The sequence below is a fragment of the Pseudomonas syringae pv. tagetis genome, from assembly GCF_022557255.1.
GTDB lineage: Bacteria > Pseudomonadota > Gammaproteobacteria > Pseudomonadales > Pseudomonadaceae > Aquipseudomonas > Aquipseudomonas caricapapayae.
The window spans coordinates 1,891,780-1,907,240 of record NZ_CP092923.1 but is presented as its reverse complement, the minus strand read 5'-3'; the positions used below and the strand labels follow the sequence as shown (position 1 = coordinate 1,907,240).

General features: G+C 57.9%; 28 protein-coding genes. 5 read left to right on the top strand and 23 right to left on the bottom strand.

Translation table 11 applies throughout. The features are described from left to right. Positions 1 to 95: 95 nt before the first annotated feature. The 23 genes from MME58_RS08740 to MME58_RS08635 form a co-directional block, all read right to left on the bottom strand. Positions 96 to 1,898: an anti-CBASS protein Acb1 family protein gene (locus tag MME58_RS08740; RefSeq protein ID WP_055006552.1), complete on the bottom strand. Its 1,803-nt coding sequence runs from the start codon at positions 1,896 to 1,898 to the stop codon at positions 96 to 98. Next, on the bottom strand, positions 1,895 to 3,160 hold the full coding sequence (locus MME58_RS08735; protein ID WP_082427537.1) for a terminase large subunit domain-containing protein: 1,266 nt from the start codon (positions 3,158 to 3,160) through the stop codon (positions 1,895 to 1,897). The genes MME58_RS08740 and MME58_RS08735 overlap by 4 nt, the downstream gene beginning before the upstream one ends. Then, on the bottom strand, positions 3,150 to 3,671 hold the full coding sequence (locus MME58_RS08730) for a DUF2280 domain-containing protein (RefSeq protein WP_055006554.1): 522 nt from the start codon (positions 3,669 to 3,671) through the stop codon (positions 3,150 to 3,152). The genes MME58_RS08735 and MME58_RS08730 overlap by 11 nt, the downstream gene beginning before the upstream one ends. 31 nt (positions 3,672 to 3,702) lie before the next feature. Further along, positions 3,703 to 4,326 carry a putative metallopeptidase gene (locus MME58_RS08725; RefSeq protein WP_055006555.1) on the bottom strand — a complete coding sequence of 208 codons (624 nt, stop codon included), beginning with the start codon at positions 4,324 to 4,326 and terminating at the stop codon, positions 3,703 to 3,705. A gap of 4 nt (positions 4,327 to 4,330) precedes the next feature. Continuing rightward, positions 4,331 to 4,465: a hypothetical protein gene (locus MME58_RS27445; protein ID WP_267898510.1), complete on the bottom strand. Its 135-nt coding sequence runs from the start codon at positions 4,463 to 4,465 to the stop codon at positions 4,331 to 4,333. Then, positions 4,462 to 4,713 carry a hypothetical protein gene (locus tag MME58_RS08720; protein WP_055006556.1) on the bottom strand — a complete coding sequence of 84 codons (252 nt, stop codon included), beginning with the start codon at positions 4,711 to 4,713 and terminating at the stop codon, positions 4,462 to 4,464. Before MME58_RS08720 ends, MME58_RS27445 begins: the two co-directional genes overlap by 4 nt. Before the next feature lie 47 nt (positions 4,714 to 4,760). Further along, positions 4,761 to 5,099 (bottom strand): hypothetical protein, encoded by a 339-nt coding sequence (locus MME58_RS08715; protein ID WP_054999285.1) that lies wholly within the window; start codon positions 5,097 to 5,099, stop codon positions 4,761 to 4,763. Then, positions 5,099 to 5,470, bottom strand: coding sequence for a DUF3450 domain-containing protein (locus MME58_RS08710; protein WP_046835470.1), 372 nt, complete (start codon positions 5,468 to 5,470; stop codon positions 5,099 to 5,101). Before MME58_RS08710 ends, MME58_RS08715 begins: the two co-directional genes overlap by 1 nt. Positions 5,471 to 5,689: 219 nt before the next feature. Then, positions 5,690 to 6,235, bottom strand: coding sequence for a hypothetical protein (locus tag MME58_RS08705; RefSeq protein ID WP_055006557.1), 546 nt, complete (start codon positions 6,233 to 6,235; stop codon positions 5,690 to 5,692). Further along, positions 6,232 to 6,846, bottom strand: a complete 615-nt coding sequence (locus tag MME58_RS08700) for a recombination protein NinG (RefSeq protein ID WP_055006558.1) — start codon at positions 6,844 to 6,846, stop codon at positions 6,232 to 6,234. The genes MME58_RS08705 and MME58_RS08700 overlap by 4 nt, the downstream gene beginning before the upstream one ends. Next, positions 6,843 to 7,073 carry a hypothetical protein gene (locus MME58_RS08695; protein ID WP_055006559.1) on the bottom strand — a complete coding sequence of 77 codons (231 nt, stop codon included), beginning with the start codon at positions 7,071 to 7,073 and terminating at the stop codon, positions 6,843 to 6,845. The genes MME58_RS08700 and MME58_RS08695 overlap by 4 nt, the downstream gene beginning before the upstream one ends. Then, on the bottom strand, positions 7,070 to 7,363 hold the full coding sequence (locus MME58_RS08690) for a response regulator transcription factor (protein ID WP_055006560.1): 294 nt from the start codon (positions 7,361 to 7,363) through the stop codon (positions 7,070 to 7,072). The genes MME58_RS08695 and MME58_RS08690 overlap by 4 nt, the downstream gene beginning before the upstream one ends. Further along, positions 7,360 to 7,830: a hypothetical protein gene (locus tag MME58_RS08685; RefSeq protein WP_055006561.1), complete on the bottom strand. Its 471-nt coding sequence runs from the start codon at positions 7,828 to 7,830 to the stop codon at positions 7,360 to 7,362. Before MME58_RS08685 ends, MME58_RS08690 begins: the two co-directional genes overlap by 4 nt. Next, positions 7,823 to 8,452: a hypothetical protein gene (locus MME58_RS08680; protein WP_233590947.1), complete on the bottom strand. Its 630-nt coding sequence runs from the start codon at positions 8,450 to 8,452 to the stop codon at positions 7,823 to 7,825. The genes MME58_RS08685 and MME58_RS08680 overlap by 8 nt, the downstream gene beginning before the upstream one ends. Further along, the gene (locus tag MME58_RS08675; RefSeq protein ID WP_055006562.1) at positions 8,449 to 8,772 is read right to left on the bottom strand and encodes a hypothetical protein; all 324 of its coding nucleotides are present in this window, start codon (positions 8,770 to 8,772) and stop codon (positions 8,449 to 8,451) included. The genes MME58_RS08680 and MME58_RS08675 overlap by 4 nt, the downstream gene beginning before the upstream one ends. Further along, positions 8,769 to 8,957 (bottom strand): DUF1382 family protein, encoded by a 189-nt coding sequence (locus tag MME58_RS08670; protein WP_055006563.1) that lies wholly within the window; start codon positions 8,955 to 8,957, stop codon positions 8,769 to 8,771. Before MME58_RS08670 ends, MME58_RS08675 begins: the two co-directional genes overlap by 4 nt. After that, positions 8,954 to 9,109 carry a hypothetical protein gene (locus MME58_RS08665; protein WP_158506071.1) on the bottom strand — a complete coding sequence of 52 codons (156 nt, stop codon included), beginning with the start codon at positions 9,107 to 9,109 and terminating at the stop codon, positions 8,954 to 8,956. The genes MME58_RS08670 and MME58_RS08665 overlap by 4 nt, the downstream gene beginning before the upstream one ends. Beyond that, positions 9,109 to 9,927: an ATP-binding protein gene (locus MME58_RS08660; RefSeq protein WP_055006564.1), complete on the bottom strand. Its 819-nt coding sequence runs from the start codon at positions 9,925 to 9,927 to the stop codon at positions 9,109 to 9,111. Before MME58_RS08660 ends, MME58_RS08665 begins: the two co-directional genes overlap by 1 nt. After that, positions 9,917 to 10,693 (bottom strand): DUF1376 domain-containing protein, encoded by a 777-nt coding sequence (locus MME58_RS08655; RefSeq protein ID WP_082427538.1) that lies wholly within the window; start codon positions 10,691 to 10,693, stop codon positions 9,917 to 9,919. Before MME58_RS08655 ends, MME58_RS08660 begins: the two co-directional genes overlap by 11 nt. A 17-nt stretch (positions 10,694 to 10,710) precedes the next feature. Further along, positions 10,711 to 11,442, bottom strand: coding sequence for a phage antirepressor KilAC domain-containing protein (locus MME58_RS08650; protein WP_055006565.1), 732 nt, complete (start codon positions 11,440 to 11,442; stop codon positions 10,711 to 10,713). Between the two features lie 77 nt (positions 11,443 to 11,519). Then, entirely contained in the window at positions 11,520 to 11,744 is a 225-nt protein-coding gene (locus tag MME58_RS08645; protein WP_055006566.1) for a hypothetical protein, read from the bottom strand. 19 nt (positions 11,745 to 11,763) lie between these two features. After that, on the bottom strand, positions 11,764 to 11,970 hold the full coding sequence (locus MME58_RS08640) for a hypothetical protein (RefSeq protein ID WP_005741067.1): 207 nt from the start codon (positions 11,968 to 11,970) through the stop codon (positions 11,764 to 11,766). A gap of 31 nt (positions 11,971 to 12,001) precedes the next feature. Then, positions 12,002 to 12,199, bottom strand: a complete 198-nt coding sequence (locus MME58_RS08635) for a Cro/CI family transcriptional regulator (protein WP_055006567.1) — start codon at positions 12,197 to 12,199, stop codon at positions 12,002 to 12,004. A gap of 114 nt (positions 12,200 to 12,313) precedes the next feature. Here MME58_RS08635 and MME58_RS08630 point away from each other — a divergent pair, with 114 nt between their 5' ends. From MME58_RS08630 to MME58_RS08610, 5 genes are all read left to right on the top strand, one after another. Then, positions 12,314 to 13,129 carry an XRE family transcriptional regulator gene (locus MME58_RS08630; protein WP_082427539.1) on the top strand — a complete coding sequence of 272 codons (816 nt, stop codon included), beginning with the start codon at positions 12,314 to 12,316 and terminating at the stop codon, positions 13,127 to 13,129. A 28-nt stretch (positions 13,130 to 13,157) separates the two neighbouring features. Beyond that, positions 13,158 to 13,487 carry a hypothetical protein gene (locus MME58_RS08625; protein ID WP_055006568.1) on the top strand — a complete coding sequence of 110 codons (330 nt, stop codon included), beginning with the start codon at positions 13,158 to 13,160 and terminating at the stop codon, positions 13,485 to 13,487. Then, positions 13,480 to 13,809, top strand: a complete 330-nt coding sequence (locus MME58_RS08620) for a hypothetical protein (RefSeq protein WP_199727370.1) — start codon at positions 13,480 to 13,482, stop codon at positions 13,807 to 13,809. Before MME58_RS08625 ends, MME58_RS08620 begins: the two co-directional genes overlap by 8 nt. Positions 13,810 to 14,247: 438 nt before the next feature. Next, positions 14,248 to 14,571, top strand: coding sequence for a hypothetical protein (locus tag MME58_RS08615; RefSeq protein ID WP_055006570.1), 324 nt, complete (start codon positions 14,248 to 14,250; stop codon positions 14,569 to 14,571). 62 nt (positions 14,572 to 14,633) lie between these two features. Next, positions 14,634 to 15,098 carry a hypothetical protein gene (locus tag MME58_RS08610; RefSeq protein ID WP_055006571.1) on the top strand — a complete coding sequence of 155 codons (465 nt, stop codon included), beginning with the start codon at positions 14,634 to 14,636 and terminating at the stop codon, positions 15,096 to 15,098. Positions 15,099 to 15,461 lie beyond the last annotated feature (363 nt).

The following is a 15,461-nucleotide window of genomic DNA, read 5'->3' as shown; positions in this document are numbered from 1 at the left end:
AAACTCGTCGTTGTCGTCTGCGTGCTCGCAAGGGAGAGCGCAGAAAGCATTCCAGGCAGCAGAGAGAGCCTCAATTACCGCCTTCTCTTGCTCGGTCATGGCGACACCTCTTCGAAGATCTCAGGCCCCAGCTCAATTGCACCGCGGTAAGGCTCGACCTTGGCGATATCGACGCTGCCGGGCTCGTAGGTGAAGGTGATGTGCGGCTGATATTCAGGCCAATCCCAAGAGGCACCGGCCTCAACGATGGAGACGTGTCGCCAAGCCAGTTCGGAACTGTTAAACAGCAACACCACGGCGCCTTCGCCAAACTTGTCGATCAGCCTTGCGCCGCCTGGTGAAATCTTCAGCTGACCCTTGCCATCGCCCGACCACGACTCGCCGACCTTCATCCAGTCAACCGGGTTGCGACTGTAGGCGATGGTGACGTGCAGGTCTGCCTCAGGCAGCGTGGCTTCGAACCCTTGCGACTTGGCCCAGGCGATGATCTCGCCTGCGTTGGTGACCTTTCTCGACACATACAGCGTGCGTGGCGCCGCATCAGCCAGAGCTTTGCGGTCCTGAGGCTGGTCAGCAGCGCCAAGATCATCTGCGGCAAGATCGTCATCGCTCTCTTCATCCAGCTCATCGCCGAACTCATCAATGGCAGCTTCGAGGCCGGGCATGATGCTCAGCTCGACCAGCAGGTTCACCGAGGCCTTGGATAGAGCCTCAGGCGGGAACAGGCCAGAATCTTTCAGCGACTTGATAGTTTCTGCCGTTGTCTTGCCGATGTCGGCTTTGTCCTTGGCCGTGGCCTGCCACAGTGGCGACCAGGCGTAATGGGCCTCCTTTGGCCTGCTGCCCAGCGCAGAACGAATCAGGCACTCGTCCAGCACGCTCATTGCTGGCTTGATCTCCAGCTTCTGGCGCGATGCGACGTTGTCGTAGTAGTTGCGTGTGTTCTCTTCGCCATTGGCGCCCAGGCCGGTCGAGGACTGGCCGAACATGCGCGTGCCGGGGATATCGAACGCGCCGGACACACCCTGCTCTGTCTTGGCGATCACCTCAGGCAAAGTGCCGAAGCTCGCTGACTTGGATGAGTGCTGCTCAGTACCATCGAGGAGCAGCGTGCCGTTGATGCCCTTGGCGGTTGCTGCCAGCCTCAGGCGTTCGAGCAGGTTCTTCTGGTAGTTCTTGTCCTGCAGGCTGGCCATCAGGTTCGGGATGTTGATGACATCGATCTTCGCCTCGTAAACAAGGCTGACGACGTTGGCCACCGTTTCATCGTAGTGCTTGACCGCAGGCATGGCCGATAGCAGGACCGAGTCGCCCCAGCCGAATGCGGTGCCCATCGCCAGTTCAGGATCGGGATGGCGAACACCGATGAAGATCACCAGTCGGGATGGGTGAATCTCGACGTTCGAGCCTGGCAGTCGGTAAGCCTTGGGCCAGCCGAACCGATCACTTTGCGGGTCCTGCTCGATCTCAGTGGCAGCAAGCTGACGGCGAGTCATCACAGTCAGGTACTTGATGCCACCCTTACCCAGGCGATCAGGGTTCAGCGCAGACGACGTGTCCCGCTCACCAGTACCGATGAACACAGCAGCACCACCGAACAGACGGGCCTTCAATAGGGCCTCAAGAATCTTGCCCTGTACGTTCAGGCGGGCCTCTTCAGCCTCTATCAGCTCGATCTCACTCTTGGATGCCTGCCAGGCTCGCCAGTTGCGACACGCGTCCACAGCAGGGATTGTGACGCCCTTCTGGGCTGTCCATGAGCTGCGGAAGGCGTTCAGAAGCTGCTGGTCGTCAAGTTCAGTGGCGATGTAGTGCGAGTGGGATGCCTTGTCGCGCGCAGTACCCAGTCCTGCGACGAGGTTCTGCAGGCTGTCCTTTAGGTAGCTTATTGCGCTCATGAGTTGCTCACGTTTGCGAGTGTGTAGCCGCCCGCAATGGGGAAGCGCTGGACAATGAAGTAGCCCAATGCGTCGATCGGGTCTTCAGTGCCGTCTTTGTTGGGCTGGCCTTTGTCGTCATAGGCCTGTTGCTCGAGCACCTGGGTGGTGATCGGGCAGTTGTCGGTGTTGATCCGGTATCGGCGCTGACCCTCGCCGTTCAGGAGCATGGCGTTCACGGCCAGCACCCGGTCTCGCACCTCAGGGTTGGATGGATTGACCATCACCATGAAGCCCGCGGCCCGCAGCAGGCTGTGATCTGATTCGCTGCCGTTGACCGACTTGCGGTTCTTGCCGCTGGCGTCCGGATAGACCGTGATGCTGTGGTCAGGGAATCGGCGCTTCAGCTCGATGATCATGGCCGGCGTATCGAACAGTGATGTCGCTTCCTCAAGCAGCCGAGGCAGGCCGTCACGAATGACGTGAATCGTTGCCGCCATCCGGTTGATGTTGAAGTCCATGCCGATGTGCAGCTGCTCGCCCGGGCGGATCGTCTCGTCCGTGTGGCATAGGCGCCTGTCGAAGTTCGGATACACGCTTCCGGACGTCAGGTTGACGAACAGGCCGTCAATGTATGCATCCACCAGGTTGGCCGGGTAGGACTTGCGCAGTGACGGTATGTAGTCCTTCGGCAGGTTCTTGGCGTTCTGCCGCGTGGAAGCGTGCACGATGCCGTAGAACTGGCGTTGCGTAGGATCGGATGCCAGCTCCTTGACGAACTTTCGATAAACCCAGTTGAAGCCCTCGGGCGTGGTGGTCACGTCGATGGTGTTCATGTCGCGGCCAGGCCAAACCGTGGACATCCGCGCAATGATCTTCTTCCAGGCGCTGTCTGCCTTCTTGATCGGCATACAGTCGATTTCGTCGACCAGTGCGTGCGCGATGTTGAAGCCGACGATGCGATGCGGGTGCTCCATGCTCTTGCAGATGATCGTCGAGAGGCATCTACCCTTCTTGTCTCGCAGGTACACGCGCTTGTTGCTGGCCACGATATCGGCGAACAGACCGAACGCCTCAGCGACCCCCGGCAGGGTGTCGTAGAAGATGTCAGTGATCTGCGGGTAGGTCGGAGCGAAGTAGCCCTGAGGTATGCCGGGGAACTCCAGCGCGTTGATGCACATCCGCACACAGCCAACGAAGGTCTTGCCGCTGCGGTAGCCTCCGACGAAGGCCATGAACTTGTTGTGGCTTTTGATGAACTCGAATTGAGGCTTATTCAGCATCAGGATCGGTTGCATCTTCCACCCCGATGATTACTCGTTTCGGCTCGGGGAGCCCCTTATCCGGGTCTTCCAGTTCGCGCTGAAGCTTTTGAATGTTGAGGCGCTTGATCTCGTCGTCCAGCGACTTATCAGGCTCTACGCGACGATTCACGTAGGCGTCGCCAGTTTCCTTTGCCGCCTGCTCAAGCACCTGTAGTGCGAGAGACAGGTTCTTCATGCTCTCGGCCTTCTCGATAATCCTCCCCATAGCCCGAAGCCTGTAGGCCCGGTTGGCGATGGGTATGTCAATCGTCTGGTGGCGGAACCTCTCTCGCGCGTCGTGGAACATGTCCACCCAACGCTTGGCCAGGGTTTTACTGCATCGCTTGGTGGGGTCGTGTGACTCCACCTGCTGACGGCTCACCTCGATGTTGAATTCTCGCTTGACGGCCTCTGCCACCTGTGAGGGTGTATCGAAGCAGGCAAGAGCCTGAACGATGAAGGCCTTCACCTCGCTGCTCAGGGCTGCCATAGGGTAGGGTTCCGTCTATTGCTGTCTATCCTCAGGCCAGCTTGAGAAGACAGGTTCCGCAAGCCCTTGAAATATTGAGTTTGCCGACTTCGGCAGGTTTGTTTGCAGCGTCGACCAGTAGCTGAACGTCTGGGCTTGCCCCATAGCGCCTGACCACACCGACGAACTCTTCGACGTCATGGCCGCGCATCTCAAGCTTTGGTAATCCGTCTTGCGTGAACTTGGGCGCGCCGTACTGATCGACTGCCTGGGCGATGTGGTAGAGCTCATGCTCGACCAGTGCACAGAAGTCCGCATCGCTGCACTGTGAGCAGTAATCGGCAGCCAGGGTGATGATGTAGCTCGGTACGCAGCCGAACCAGTCACGCATCTGCTGCTCCATCCGGGCCTTCTGCCAACCACCGGCACGGAACGCAACCTGTTCGGCTTGGCCCAGCACTGTGCGACCTTGCTTCGTGAAGGCAGATGAGGCCCACATGATGCAGATGTCAGCATCGATCAAATGGGCATGGTCTTCGTTGTGGATGCTGCCGGTATCGGCAAGGATCTCGCTTTGAATCCATCCCCAGACGTCCTTGGCTGGCACCAGGCGCATGAACACATATGACTCTTCCGACTCCATCAGCAGTTCGGCTGGCGGCGTCGGACGAATCATTGCTCTACTCCACTGTGCAGCGCGGCCAGATCGACCGGGCAAAGGCAAGCGCGCCTTCTTGATCGAGGGCGCACTCAAGAAGGATCATCGGGAATGGTTTGTAGCCGGGTGTCGTAACCATCCAGTTCTTCTTGGTCATGCGACGTCTTCAGACACTCGCTGAAGCTGGATCGCCAGCAACGCGTCAAGGTGCGCGCCGAGCCGGTCACTCAATGGCGTGTCCTGTATGGCGTCCATATCCTTCATTTGCTGATGCTCATCACGCAGCATGCGAACAGTGGACTCGATGGCTTGCTCCAATGGATCAAGCATGAAGCCACTGGCGAATCCTTGTAGCGCCTCGATCTTGAGTTCGGCGCCTGCAGTCAGCAGCGTGGTATCGGTCATGTAGTTCCTCCGCGCCACGAAATGGCAGTATTTGAATTTGTGGGGCGTTAAGGCGTCTGCCGCTCTACCGCCTCGTTGACCTTGTCGGCGGCCTTGCTGGCTGCCTCTGCCGCTTCCGTGGCCTTACCGGCTGCACCTTCAACCTTTACCGCTGCGTCGGTCGCGGTCTTGGCCAGCTTGTTCAGGCGCATATCACGCTGCACGGTGGCCTCGTCGTAACCCCTGCGCACCTCGGCGACCTGGGCGCTATACCAACTGGCAAGCGACCATTGCGAGGCACCGAAGCCCAGCGCGAACGAGCCAGTCACCAGGAGCGAGGCAATCACCCACACCTCCACCCGACGCCACCAGCGGCGAGCGATGAAATCAATTGCGCATCTTTCCATCAGTTGATACCTCCGAGCTGTGCACGCAGACGGGCGATCTCAGCGCTTTGGCTGGTCACTTTGTCAGTGAGCTGGGATACCTGGCTGGTAAGGGCTTCGATCTTCCCTTCCATGCGGCCGACAGCTGCAGCCAGCTCGTTGCGTTCTTTGGCGAACTGATCGGCACGGGCCTCAGCCTCTTTGCGGGCCACCCGTTCAGAGTCGAGCAGTTCGTTCAGCCTGCGGACAGTACCGATATCGGCGTTGTCCATGGCGCGGTCGGTCGCGTCCCTGGAGAGGAATTTCCTCAACCACAGGAAGCCACCCAAAAGGATTGTGCCCGTACCGCCCAGCCAGGTAGCTGTGCCTGGGCCGAGGTCGGTTGGGTCCATCTTTACTCCGGAATAAAAAGGGGCGTCAGGTACGCCCAATGAGGAACGAGGTACGAATGAGGCCCTCGCTGAACTTGGCGATCAGAGGTTCCGAGGGGTTTGGGTAAATCGCAGGCACAAAAAAAGCCCGACGGTTAAGCCGGGCTTTTTGTGGTCAATCCCCTATGTGCGCAGGAATGACAGGATGGGGTGGATAATGGCTCACTGGATCAATCGCCGTCAAGCGCAATCTGCAATCAAAATGCCTTCAGCCTCCAAAATGTGCTGAGCTTCAGTCAGCGCCACGTCCACCATGCTCTCCAGCCCCTTGCGAATGTCACGCCTCCATCGCTCCTGCGTTTTGATCGGGTGCGGATCGTCGCTCCAGTTGTCCATCTCGTACCAGGTAGCTGGAAGCACATTTGTACTCCGCTTGCCTTCAACGCCAGGCAGCTTTGGCATGGCCCATGTGACGATCGCGCAGTGACGGAACCTCTCAGGCGCCGGCGACCGGTACTGCTTGGTGATTTCCGTGATCGCCGCGTGCTTGCGGTCGGTGTGCGTCGAGAACTTTGCCACCAGCGCGCGCCAGTGATCCGGGCTCAACGCCTTGTGCAGTCGACCGAACACCCAGCAGTCGGTCAGGAATGCCGCCTCCTTGCCGACGATCTCGCCCTTCTGTTTGGCGCATTGGACCTTGGGCTCGAAATCACAGCCGCCAGCCGAGTTGATGGTTTCCGCAGCCAGAGCCCGGACCACTGCTGCTACAACGTTCCGATACATCATGCCGCTTCTCCTTTCTTCAATTCTCTGGTCAGTGCCCGGTACTTGGCTGTCAGGGCTTTCAATTCTTCGATGGTGTACTTCTGGGGCTCATGCGGTCCTTCGAGCCACTCCACGTTGACGATGCCGATGCGACGCACCAGCTCTGCCCGGTAATTCACCAGATCGCCGGACTTGTGCGTGTTGCACGGCGCACACTGCTTCCAGACGTTGAGCGGCTCGAATCTGAGTTCTGGATGACCGCCGGCCGATCTGAAATGCCCTGCGTGCCATTGGCCGTTGTGGTGGCGACCGCAACTGACGCAAGGCAGCAAGGCATCGCGGTAGCGCACCCACTCGTTGAACGCTTGCTGGGTGTCCTTCATGTGGTCCGAGCGACTTTTCAGGGCCTCTTTGCGAACCTTGATTTCCCGGCGTCCTACTTCGGCCAGGGCCTTGCCGGCGATGGCGCGACCCTTTTCCGACTGGCCGTGAGCGATGGCGCATTTAATCTCCCCGCACACAGCCTGACCTGCACGGGCCGGGGTGAACATCACCCGGCACTCTGGGCAGCGCTTGCGGCGCGCACTTCCTGACGTGAGCGGGGCTTTACGTTGCAGTGGCGTGCGCTTCATGCAGACCTCCAAACTTGGTCACGAGTCTTGAGTCCGCTCTTCTTGGCGTCGCGCTTGACCTTTCGCAGCTCAGACAAGGCCTGCTCTTGGGTGTACTCGCCGGACTTCATCTTGAGCACAAGCGACTGCCGGTAGACCGTACTGTCCGCAACCAAACCCTGTTCCTCGGCGATCTGCAGCGCGACACGCTTGTCCACTCGACGCTCATACCAATCACGACGCCTCATGCCGCCACCTGCTCAGACTGGATTACGCCTTTAGCCATAGCTTTCGCCACCAGCTCAGCCCTATTCCTCGCCTGCAAATAAAACCTCGCATCGTCAAGACGTTTTTCCACTGAGCAGGGTGATAGATCGAATCGGCGGGCTATCTGCTTGGTCGTCATGCCTGCCGCGACCAAAATCAGAAACTGAGTCTCGCGCCTGGATAGGCCCTTACCGTAATGCCCAACCCATCCCATTTCGGAGAAGCTTCCGGAGTCGTTGTTTCGCTGCATGTTCGCTTCCTGGCTTTTCATGCCGCCTTCTCCCCGATCAGATCGCCGAAGAAGACGCCAAGCGCCGAGAACTCGGCAAGAATGCGATCCGTGTACGCAATGCCCTGCGCGCGGTTGAACAGGCTGGTGACAGGAAAGCCGTCCGGGCCCAGCAGTTTGCAGTCGCCCATCAGCCCGAGCTTTTCCTCGTAGGTCAGATGCTTGGTGGTCCGATGCCAGGCTGCGCGGTAGTCCTCGTCCTCGTTGATCAGGATCTGAACGCCATGGTGAAGCTTGCAGTACTTGCGGGCCTCACTGGCGTCGCCGATCTGGGTCATCTCGGAGATGCGCTTGTAGAACGCGAACCACAATGCGTTCTGGTCGAGCGTGCGGTCCCTGCCTTCGCGCATGGTGACCACAACGAACTTCTTCTGCCGGAACATCTCAGTCATGCGCGTGACGGCTTCGGTGAGCTTGGATTGGCAGTTGACGCTGATCTTGTCAGTCATGGCTCTGCTCCTTGCTCATGGCGGCATCGATGGCTTCGCCCATGGACTGACCTTCAGCTTGTGGCCAGTTGTCGCCGGCGTACCAGCAGACTCGATGCTGCCGGTACACGCCACCAACTCCAAAATCGGCTCGGACACTTGCCCACCGATCACGCTTACTCAGCCACCGATGCCGGCCGGCATCCTTGCGCAGCGCCTCGCACTCAGCCCTCAACGCAGCTGCCGACCGCGCCAGCCCAATCAGATAATCCAGCGCGCTATCCTCGCCCGCCGCGTCGAAACCCAGCTCGCTTGCAGCAGACTTGATGATCCCGCTCACGCCCAGGCTGGCGGCCTGGCACAGCTCAAGATTGGCGATGCGCTGGTTCAACCCAGCATTCACCCGCTCGTAAGCTTCGTAGCCGGTCTTGAGGCCGGAGACCGAGGAGCGCAGGTCACGGATGGTCTGGGTCAGCTCCAGCACGACGGCAGGGTTGGCGGCGGCGATGAAACGCTCATCATCGTGGTGCAAGCCGTGTAGGTCGCCGCTCTTACGATCTTCGTAGCGGAGTTCCCCGCCTTCATACCATTCGCCAGCCGAGGCCTTCGCCAGCGCTTCCAACTTCTCGATATCGACGGTCATGGTCGAACTCCTTGGATCGAGGCGAAATCAAAGTCCGGCAGTTCGCTAACGCCATTGAGATAGTCGACCATCACCTTCACGTCGCTCTCGTCACATGCGCCAGGCTGGGCCTGCCAGCAGTAGAACGGATCGGTGTTCGGCATTGCGCCGTAGCACATGATCCCGTACCTGCTGTACATGCCGTCGTGGACGATCCCGACTCGGGCCTTTCCCTTGTCGAAGTACACGATGTAGTGATTGATTCCTTCAGATCGGACGAGCTTCGGATTCTTCCGGTTGTTACGCTTGACCCACCTTGCAACCTCATTGAACTCACTCATGCCAGTCTCTCCGCTGATTCCGCGATCAATGCCATGCGCTCAAGGCGCTGCTGGGCCTGACTGTTCAGGTTCATGCCATCTGCCTCGTCTACCACTGGCATGCGTACGAATCGGATACCGGCCTTGGTGAGGAGGTGAGCCGTTTCGAGTGCCTGGCGCAGTTGTGCTGGGTTTGAGCGGCTCATGGCTTCACCATCCTGCAGACCAGCTGCATGTCGTTGAATTGAGCGTGGAACTGGCGGGCCTTGTCTCGCTGCTCGAACGTGAACTGCAGCAGGATGAACATCGCCCAGAAGCCGATACCGAATACCCAAAGCAACATTTTTTCTTTCGTCATCACGAAGCCCTCCGCTTGCTGCGCTCAGAGGCGCCTTCGAATACCAGGCCAATACCGCGACCCTCTCTCAACCGATCCACGCTCCGATCACCCAGCACCGCGCCCAGCTCTTTGGCGTCGATGTTGGAAATCACGATGGTGGGCAGCTGTTCCTCGTACCGGCCGTTGATCACGGCGAACAGGGTCGCCAGCTCGAACTCGGTCGGCTTGGTGGCGCCCACTTCGTCGATGATCAGCAGCGAAGGGTCGATCAGGCTGGCGAATGCTTCCTTCTCGGAGTACTCAGCCCGGTCGCCGTAGCTGCCCTTGATGTACTGCAGCAGGCCGCCCACGGTTCGATACACGGCTGTCGCGTTGTGCTGGGCGATGATGTGACCGGCGATTGCCGCAGCCAGATGCGTCTTGCCAGTACCGGGCGTGCCGGTCATGACGATGCAGCGACCCTCGTCCAGGTGCTTTGGGAACGACTGGGCGTAATCGACGCACTTGGCCAGGTTCGCCTTCTGAGCTTCGGTTTCAGCATGGAAGTTGGCGAAGGTCTTGCTCATGAACCGTTTCGGGATCATTGAGGCGCCCAGCTTTCGCTCAAGGCGCTCTTCGGCAATCCGGGCATACATTGCACGCTGTTCGTCCTGATCGCGTCTCAGCTGAGCGTCAGCGGCGCATCCAGGGCATCCCGAGGCTGTATCAGCGTTCTTGCGGATGATCGCGGCATAGGCGCCATGCGTTGGGCACTCAGCCGCCTGCTTGGAGACAACACCGAAGCGGCGCTCAAGGTCATGCACGGTCAGGTCCAGACTCGGGGATTCAGAAGTCATAAGTGCCATCCCCGCGCGGCGTCAGGCCGGCCTTGTAATCGCGAGTGTCGAAGCCGGTGTGGCGCGACTGCGGGAACTGGTGCACGTTGCTGGCAGGCTGAACCTCGTCCTCCCAGCGCTTGCCGTTGAGCCAGGTGGCCGGGTGCGGGATGAACTGGCCGCCGTCCTTGGTCCAGGCCAGTGAGGCGCATTGCCTGGCCAGCCCCTGGGCGATCAGGGTGAACAGGTCGTCAGTGACCTTGAGTTTCTTCCACGCCTTTTCCGCATCTGCCTTGCCCTTCTTGTTCGGGTAGAGCTTCCAGAACTTTGGGAACAGATCGTCCGCCGAAGGCGAAGAGCTTTTAATGTTCTTATCTGTATCTGTATCTGTATCTGTATCTGTATCTATATGGTTGACGTTTCGTTGCAACGGATCGGCAACGGTCGTTGAGCTTTCGTTGAGTTCCTGTTGTTTTTTGAGTGCTTTTGCCTTCGCCGAGGCCTTTCCTGCATTCGAGGCGGCCTGTGTTTTGCTGTTCACAGCATCAAGGTCAGACTCAACACGGAACTGAATCCAGTGTGTTTCGGTGACGTGAAAGAACTCACTCAACGTTTCGGCAACGGAATGCCAACGGTCGTTGGGTACGCGTGCAATGGTGGAAAGGCGGTCAATGCGCAGAGGCTTGCCGGTCTGCCAGTAGCTGAACAACAGCAGCATGTACGCGCCGTGTTCCTCTGTGGTCAGGTGTGAGGTGTCGGCCAGGTAGTCGGCGACGTAGAACTGCATGTATGGGAGAGCAGCCATCATTGGGCCTCCAGTTTGTACTGAGCCCACAGGCCGGCAATCCAGTTGACGCCCTTGGGAGTGAATTTGGCTTGGTTGAATGCGTGCCCGCCGTCAGTGGTGCCGGTCTTCACTTCAAAGCGGCCAGCGTCGACGTGGTTCTGGTAGGCCTGCCATTCGCCGCCCATGCGGTACATGATCCGGCGATCAAGCAGGAACTCACGGAAGCGGGCCTCATTAGCACCCAGCAGCTTGGCGGTTTGGCGGAAGCCCTTCAGGCCGGTGGACTCGACGTACTTGTCGACGAACTCGGCTTTGGGCGCAGCGATAGCCAGCGCCTGATTGGCGGCCTGCTGCAGTTCGAACTGTTCCGCCCAGGCTCGGGCGGCAGCGGCAGGATTGGAGAAGTCGGGAAGCGTACCGACGATTCGGCCACCTTCCAGCTCGCGCCAGCGCTTGATCACAGCCATGCGCATTGCAGCGCTGTAGCCGGTGAGGAGGCAGTCGGTATGCTCCCGGTCGAGCAAGTACTCAGTCTGCTGCCGGTTCATGCTGTCCAGATAGATGTGCGCAAAGCTGCTCACATCTTCTTGAAGCTCTGACGCCATGGACTGAATGTCACGCTTCACATCAGGGTGGCGCTTGCCAGTCAGATCGGCGATTTCACGCGATGACATAGTGCGCGCCACGATTTGCGAAGGTGCAATTTCGTGGCGCGGTACAGGGGTATTGCTTTGTGATTCGATTTGCATATAATCCGCCTATCAAGTTGTGTGTTTAAAAGGCCGGGTCACTACCCCGGCTTTTTTTTGTCTGTAATTTGGTGAACCTAAAGAGGGTCAGTAGCACTGGTCCTAATTAGGTGATCGCCTTTCGGCCCTCCTTTGATTGACGTCAAAGTGGCTTTAGGGCGTGCCGCGAACGTCAGCCCGCCCATGGCGATTGTCTCGATGAGTATTTCTTCCAGAGCCTCATCAAGGCTGTACTGCTTCTCTCTGGCGAGTTCTTCCACTCGCTCCCTGGTTTCAGGGCTCAGGTTTTGGTATTCGAGCAAACGACCCTCCTTAGGCTGCTCATGCAGCGCTAGACTTCTTCTCATCCTTCAGCAGGCTTTCGATTGCGCCGTTCTCGACACCCCACTCGATAATCTCGAGCAGGAACGTCGCGTGCTGGGTGCGCGCTCGACAGGCTGCACGGGACAAAATCTTGTCCAGTGTCTGGTTGAAACTTACTTGGCGACGCTTGTTGCGCTTGTCTTCTGGGTTTTGCACGTAGGCCATCTGATTGCCTCCTTGTGGCTTATGAATGGGTTTAAGCGGCTGATTTTCTTGCGGGGATTGGCCTTATTTCGTTGGCCAATAGCGAGCCGTCATCCATCAAAGTGATGGTGATGGTGCGACCTGATCGGTGCATCTGGGAGACGGCGCTCTGCTGAATGCCCAGTGCCTTGGCGAGGTCGCTCTGGGTGCCATGAGTTGCCAGGTACTCCCCAAGGGTTACGGTCTTCATTGGCGTATCTCTGATGGGTTTGGATTGATATTAGCACTGCTGTTTTATGAAAAACAAGGAAAGGATTAGCACTGCTGTTTGATTAACTATCAGCTCTGCTACTTAATCGCGCACATGAATAAACCAACCAGAACCCCTCTATCCGACTGGCAGCTGGCTGATGCAGAGCGACTGCGGGCTGTTTACAGAAAGCGAGTTGCGGAATCGAAGGATAAGCCAGGCGCTCGCCCGCTAAATCAGGCCGAGGTTGGGGAGCGTTGCGGCTGGAATTCACCGCAGAGTGCCTTCAGCCAGTACGCAAACGGCAAGGTTGCCTTGAACCTCGATGCACTGATTAGGCTTTCTAAGGCTCTTGATTTCGAGCCGGCCGATGTGAGCCCTACTCTTGCTGATGGGATAGCGCGTGCGTCCGAAGATCATCTTGATGTGGCTTCTAAATCTGGGCACGCTTCAGCCAATACGCCCATGCCAACTGATGGCGAGCCACATATTGATCTCGATAGCAGTTATTCGTTTATTCCTCAGTACACCGCTATGGCTGCTGCTGGCGCAGGCCACGACAACCCCCACGTTGAGATACGCAGCACCCTGGCCTTCAAGAAAGAATGGCTGGCCACCAAAGGGCTTCAGCCCAGAAACCTGCGGGTGATCTATGCGGACGGCGAAAGCATGTGGCCGACAATCAACAACCAAGACGTATTGCTTGTCGACAGCTCCCAGGTAGAGCCGGTAGAGAACGGCGTATTTGTCATCGAAAGTGGCATCGACGGGACAGTGGTAAAACGCCTGGTCCGCGCCCCACTTCAGCAATGGATATTGCGCAGCGACAACACCGACAAAGCCGCGTACCCAGACAGGTTTTATCTGCGCAGCGAGTCGAACGAACACCAGATCGTCGGCCGGGTAATCTGGCGCGGCGGGGATTTGTAAAAGGCAGTGAGCCTAAAAGGAGCTCCAAGTGGACGATCAGCAAGACCAAACGATGAGACACGTCAAGGCTGGCTCCTACATGGATGAACAGGTCGATCAGTTCGACGCTTTTGCCATTATGTGGAATAACGCCGACGCCATACACCTCACGTTTGGTCGAACCTCTATAAACGTGAAAACCTCTATTTACCGTGCAGATCCAGGAACAGCGACAACCACAAGGGATGCAGGTGAAATAGATGTCTTCAGGTTGGATGTCGGAGCAGTCACGATGCCCATCGAAACCGCAAAGGAGCTTGTGCAGACCTTGTCCAAGATGATCCTCCAGGCAGAAGCCAGGAGGGAGAACGATGAATAACACGCCCACGGTTAAAGATTCCTCTGGTAATGTGGTGGCCGGACCATCGTCATGGGGTGGAGGTCCGCCTGGCGGAGGAGGCAGTGATATGGAGTCCAGAGTTGCAGCACTTGAGAAAACGACCGTAGATATACGGGAAAAGCTCGTGCGTGTAGAGACTAAGCTCGAGGGAATAGAGAAGACTATGGCCACAAAGGCCGATTTAGCCGATCTTAGAACCGTCATTGCCGATGGCTTTACCTCCCAGACCAAATGGTTCATTAGCACTGCGATAGCTCTGGCCGTAATCGCCTTTACTGCGGCTAAATTCATACACGCCTGACAAGCCCCCACCTTCCAATCGAAATGGCCCGCCACTGAGCGGGCTTTTTTGTGGGCGCGTAAAAATATATTAGCAGTGCTGTTGACAGGTAATTATCAGCAGTGCTAATTTTCACCCCATCGAGACGCGAAACAGCCCCTCAACAGGCCCAGCGGATCGAACCGCTCTTTACCACCGCCAAGATCCTCGCGACCGACTACCCCAGACACGATCTGGTAAGTGCGAGCAACAAATAGTCGATCCCATGCCAGCTCTGGAACTGGCCGTGACTTCCATATGAGGTCACGCGAAACCACGCAAGCCAGCCGGGAAGAACACCGTCCACGAAATGTGTGACCTGGCCAGAGATATGAATCGGGCGATGCGCGTGGTGGAGAACAGATTTTCTCGGTGCCCTTGGAGACAGGGGCATCCGGAAAATCGAACGGAGCAAGTGACGTGGCCAGACAAAACGATATAGAGCACCTGCAAGACCTTATGCAGCGAGGAGAGCTGACGGCTGATCAGGCGAATGTGCAGATGGTTCGCAACGAGCGCTTCAGGATGGTGGTGAACAGCCTCCCGGCGAACCTTCGAAAGGCACTCAATGCAGCAGTGCGCAGCGGTGAACTGGGGCACATGAAGAAAGACGGGCACAAGCCTGAATGCTACTTCCACCCCACCTTTGAATATATGGCAAAGGCAGAGCGTCTGAGGCGCGAGCGAGAGGTAATCAGACTGAGCGGAACGGCTCGGGTCTGTATGAGCGACCTACAGCAGTGATCAGATTTCACTGGCTGGCCTTGGCGACAGGGCCAGACGGGAAATCAAACGAGGGCAAGGCAATGGGTTTGGATATTTCAGTCTTCAGAAAACTGGTCGAAGCGCCAGAGGCAGTGCGGGACAGCGATGGCGAACTGGCGGATTACGACAACCACCGCGAGTTCTACGATAACCCTGACTTTCCAGGTCGAATCGAAGGTTTGAAGCCGAATACGGTTTACCGTATTGGCGAGCACGGGGACGGACTTTGCGCTGGCAGTTACGGCGGCTACAACCGCTGGCGGAACGAGCTGGCTCAGATGGCAGGATATACGCTAACTGAATACGACACGCACTACGGAAAAAAGGCGGAAGGCTACGACGCTGGTGCTTGGGCTGCCGGGTCGGGTCCATTCTTCGAGCAAATTCAGTTCAGCGACTGCGAGGGCACCATCGGTCCAGTTGTCAGCGCGAAATTGGCAAAGGATTACGCGGAGTTCGCCGCTAAAGCTGAATCGGTAGGCGGGCATTTTTGGGACAAGTACTAGGAGTGGCGTGCCGCCTTTGAAGCTGCTGCCGATTGTGGTGCCGTCGTCTTTCACTGAACAACCAGCGCAAGCGTCAGCCTGACGAAAACTGCCCGAACCCTGTCATAGCGCCAGGCTGCATCGGAGTGTGATCTGTGTGAATACGAAGCTTGGGTTATTCCTGGAAGCCTCCCGATTCAGAAAGGGATTAAGGCCGTAAATGGTGCCATGCCGGACAGATCACACCCCGATGCGGATGAGTACACACCGCGAAAGCGGCCCCCTGCACCGGCTGACGAGACTTCCTCGCAGCTGAAACGAAATGCGGAGATATAGCCATGTAACACGACAGCGCGCCGAGGCCTTCCAACAGCGGCACCGCCA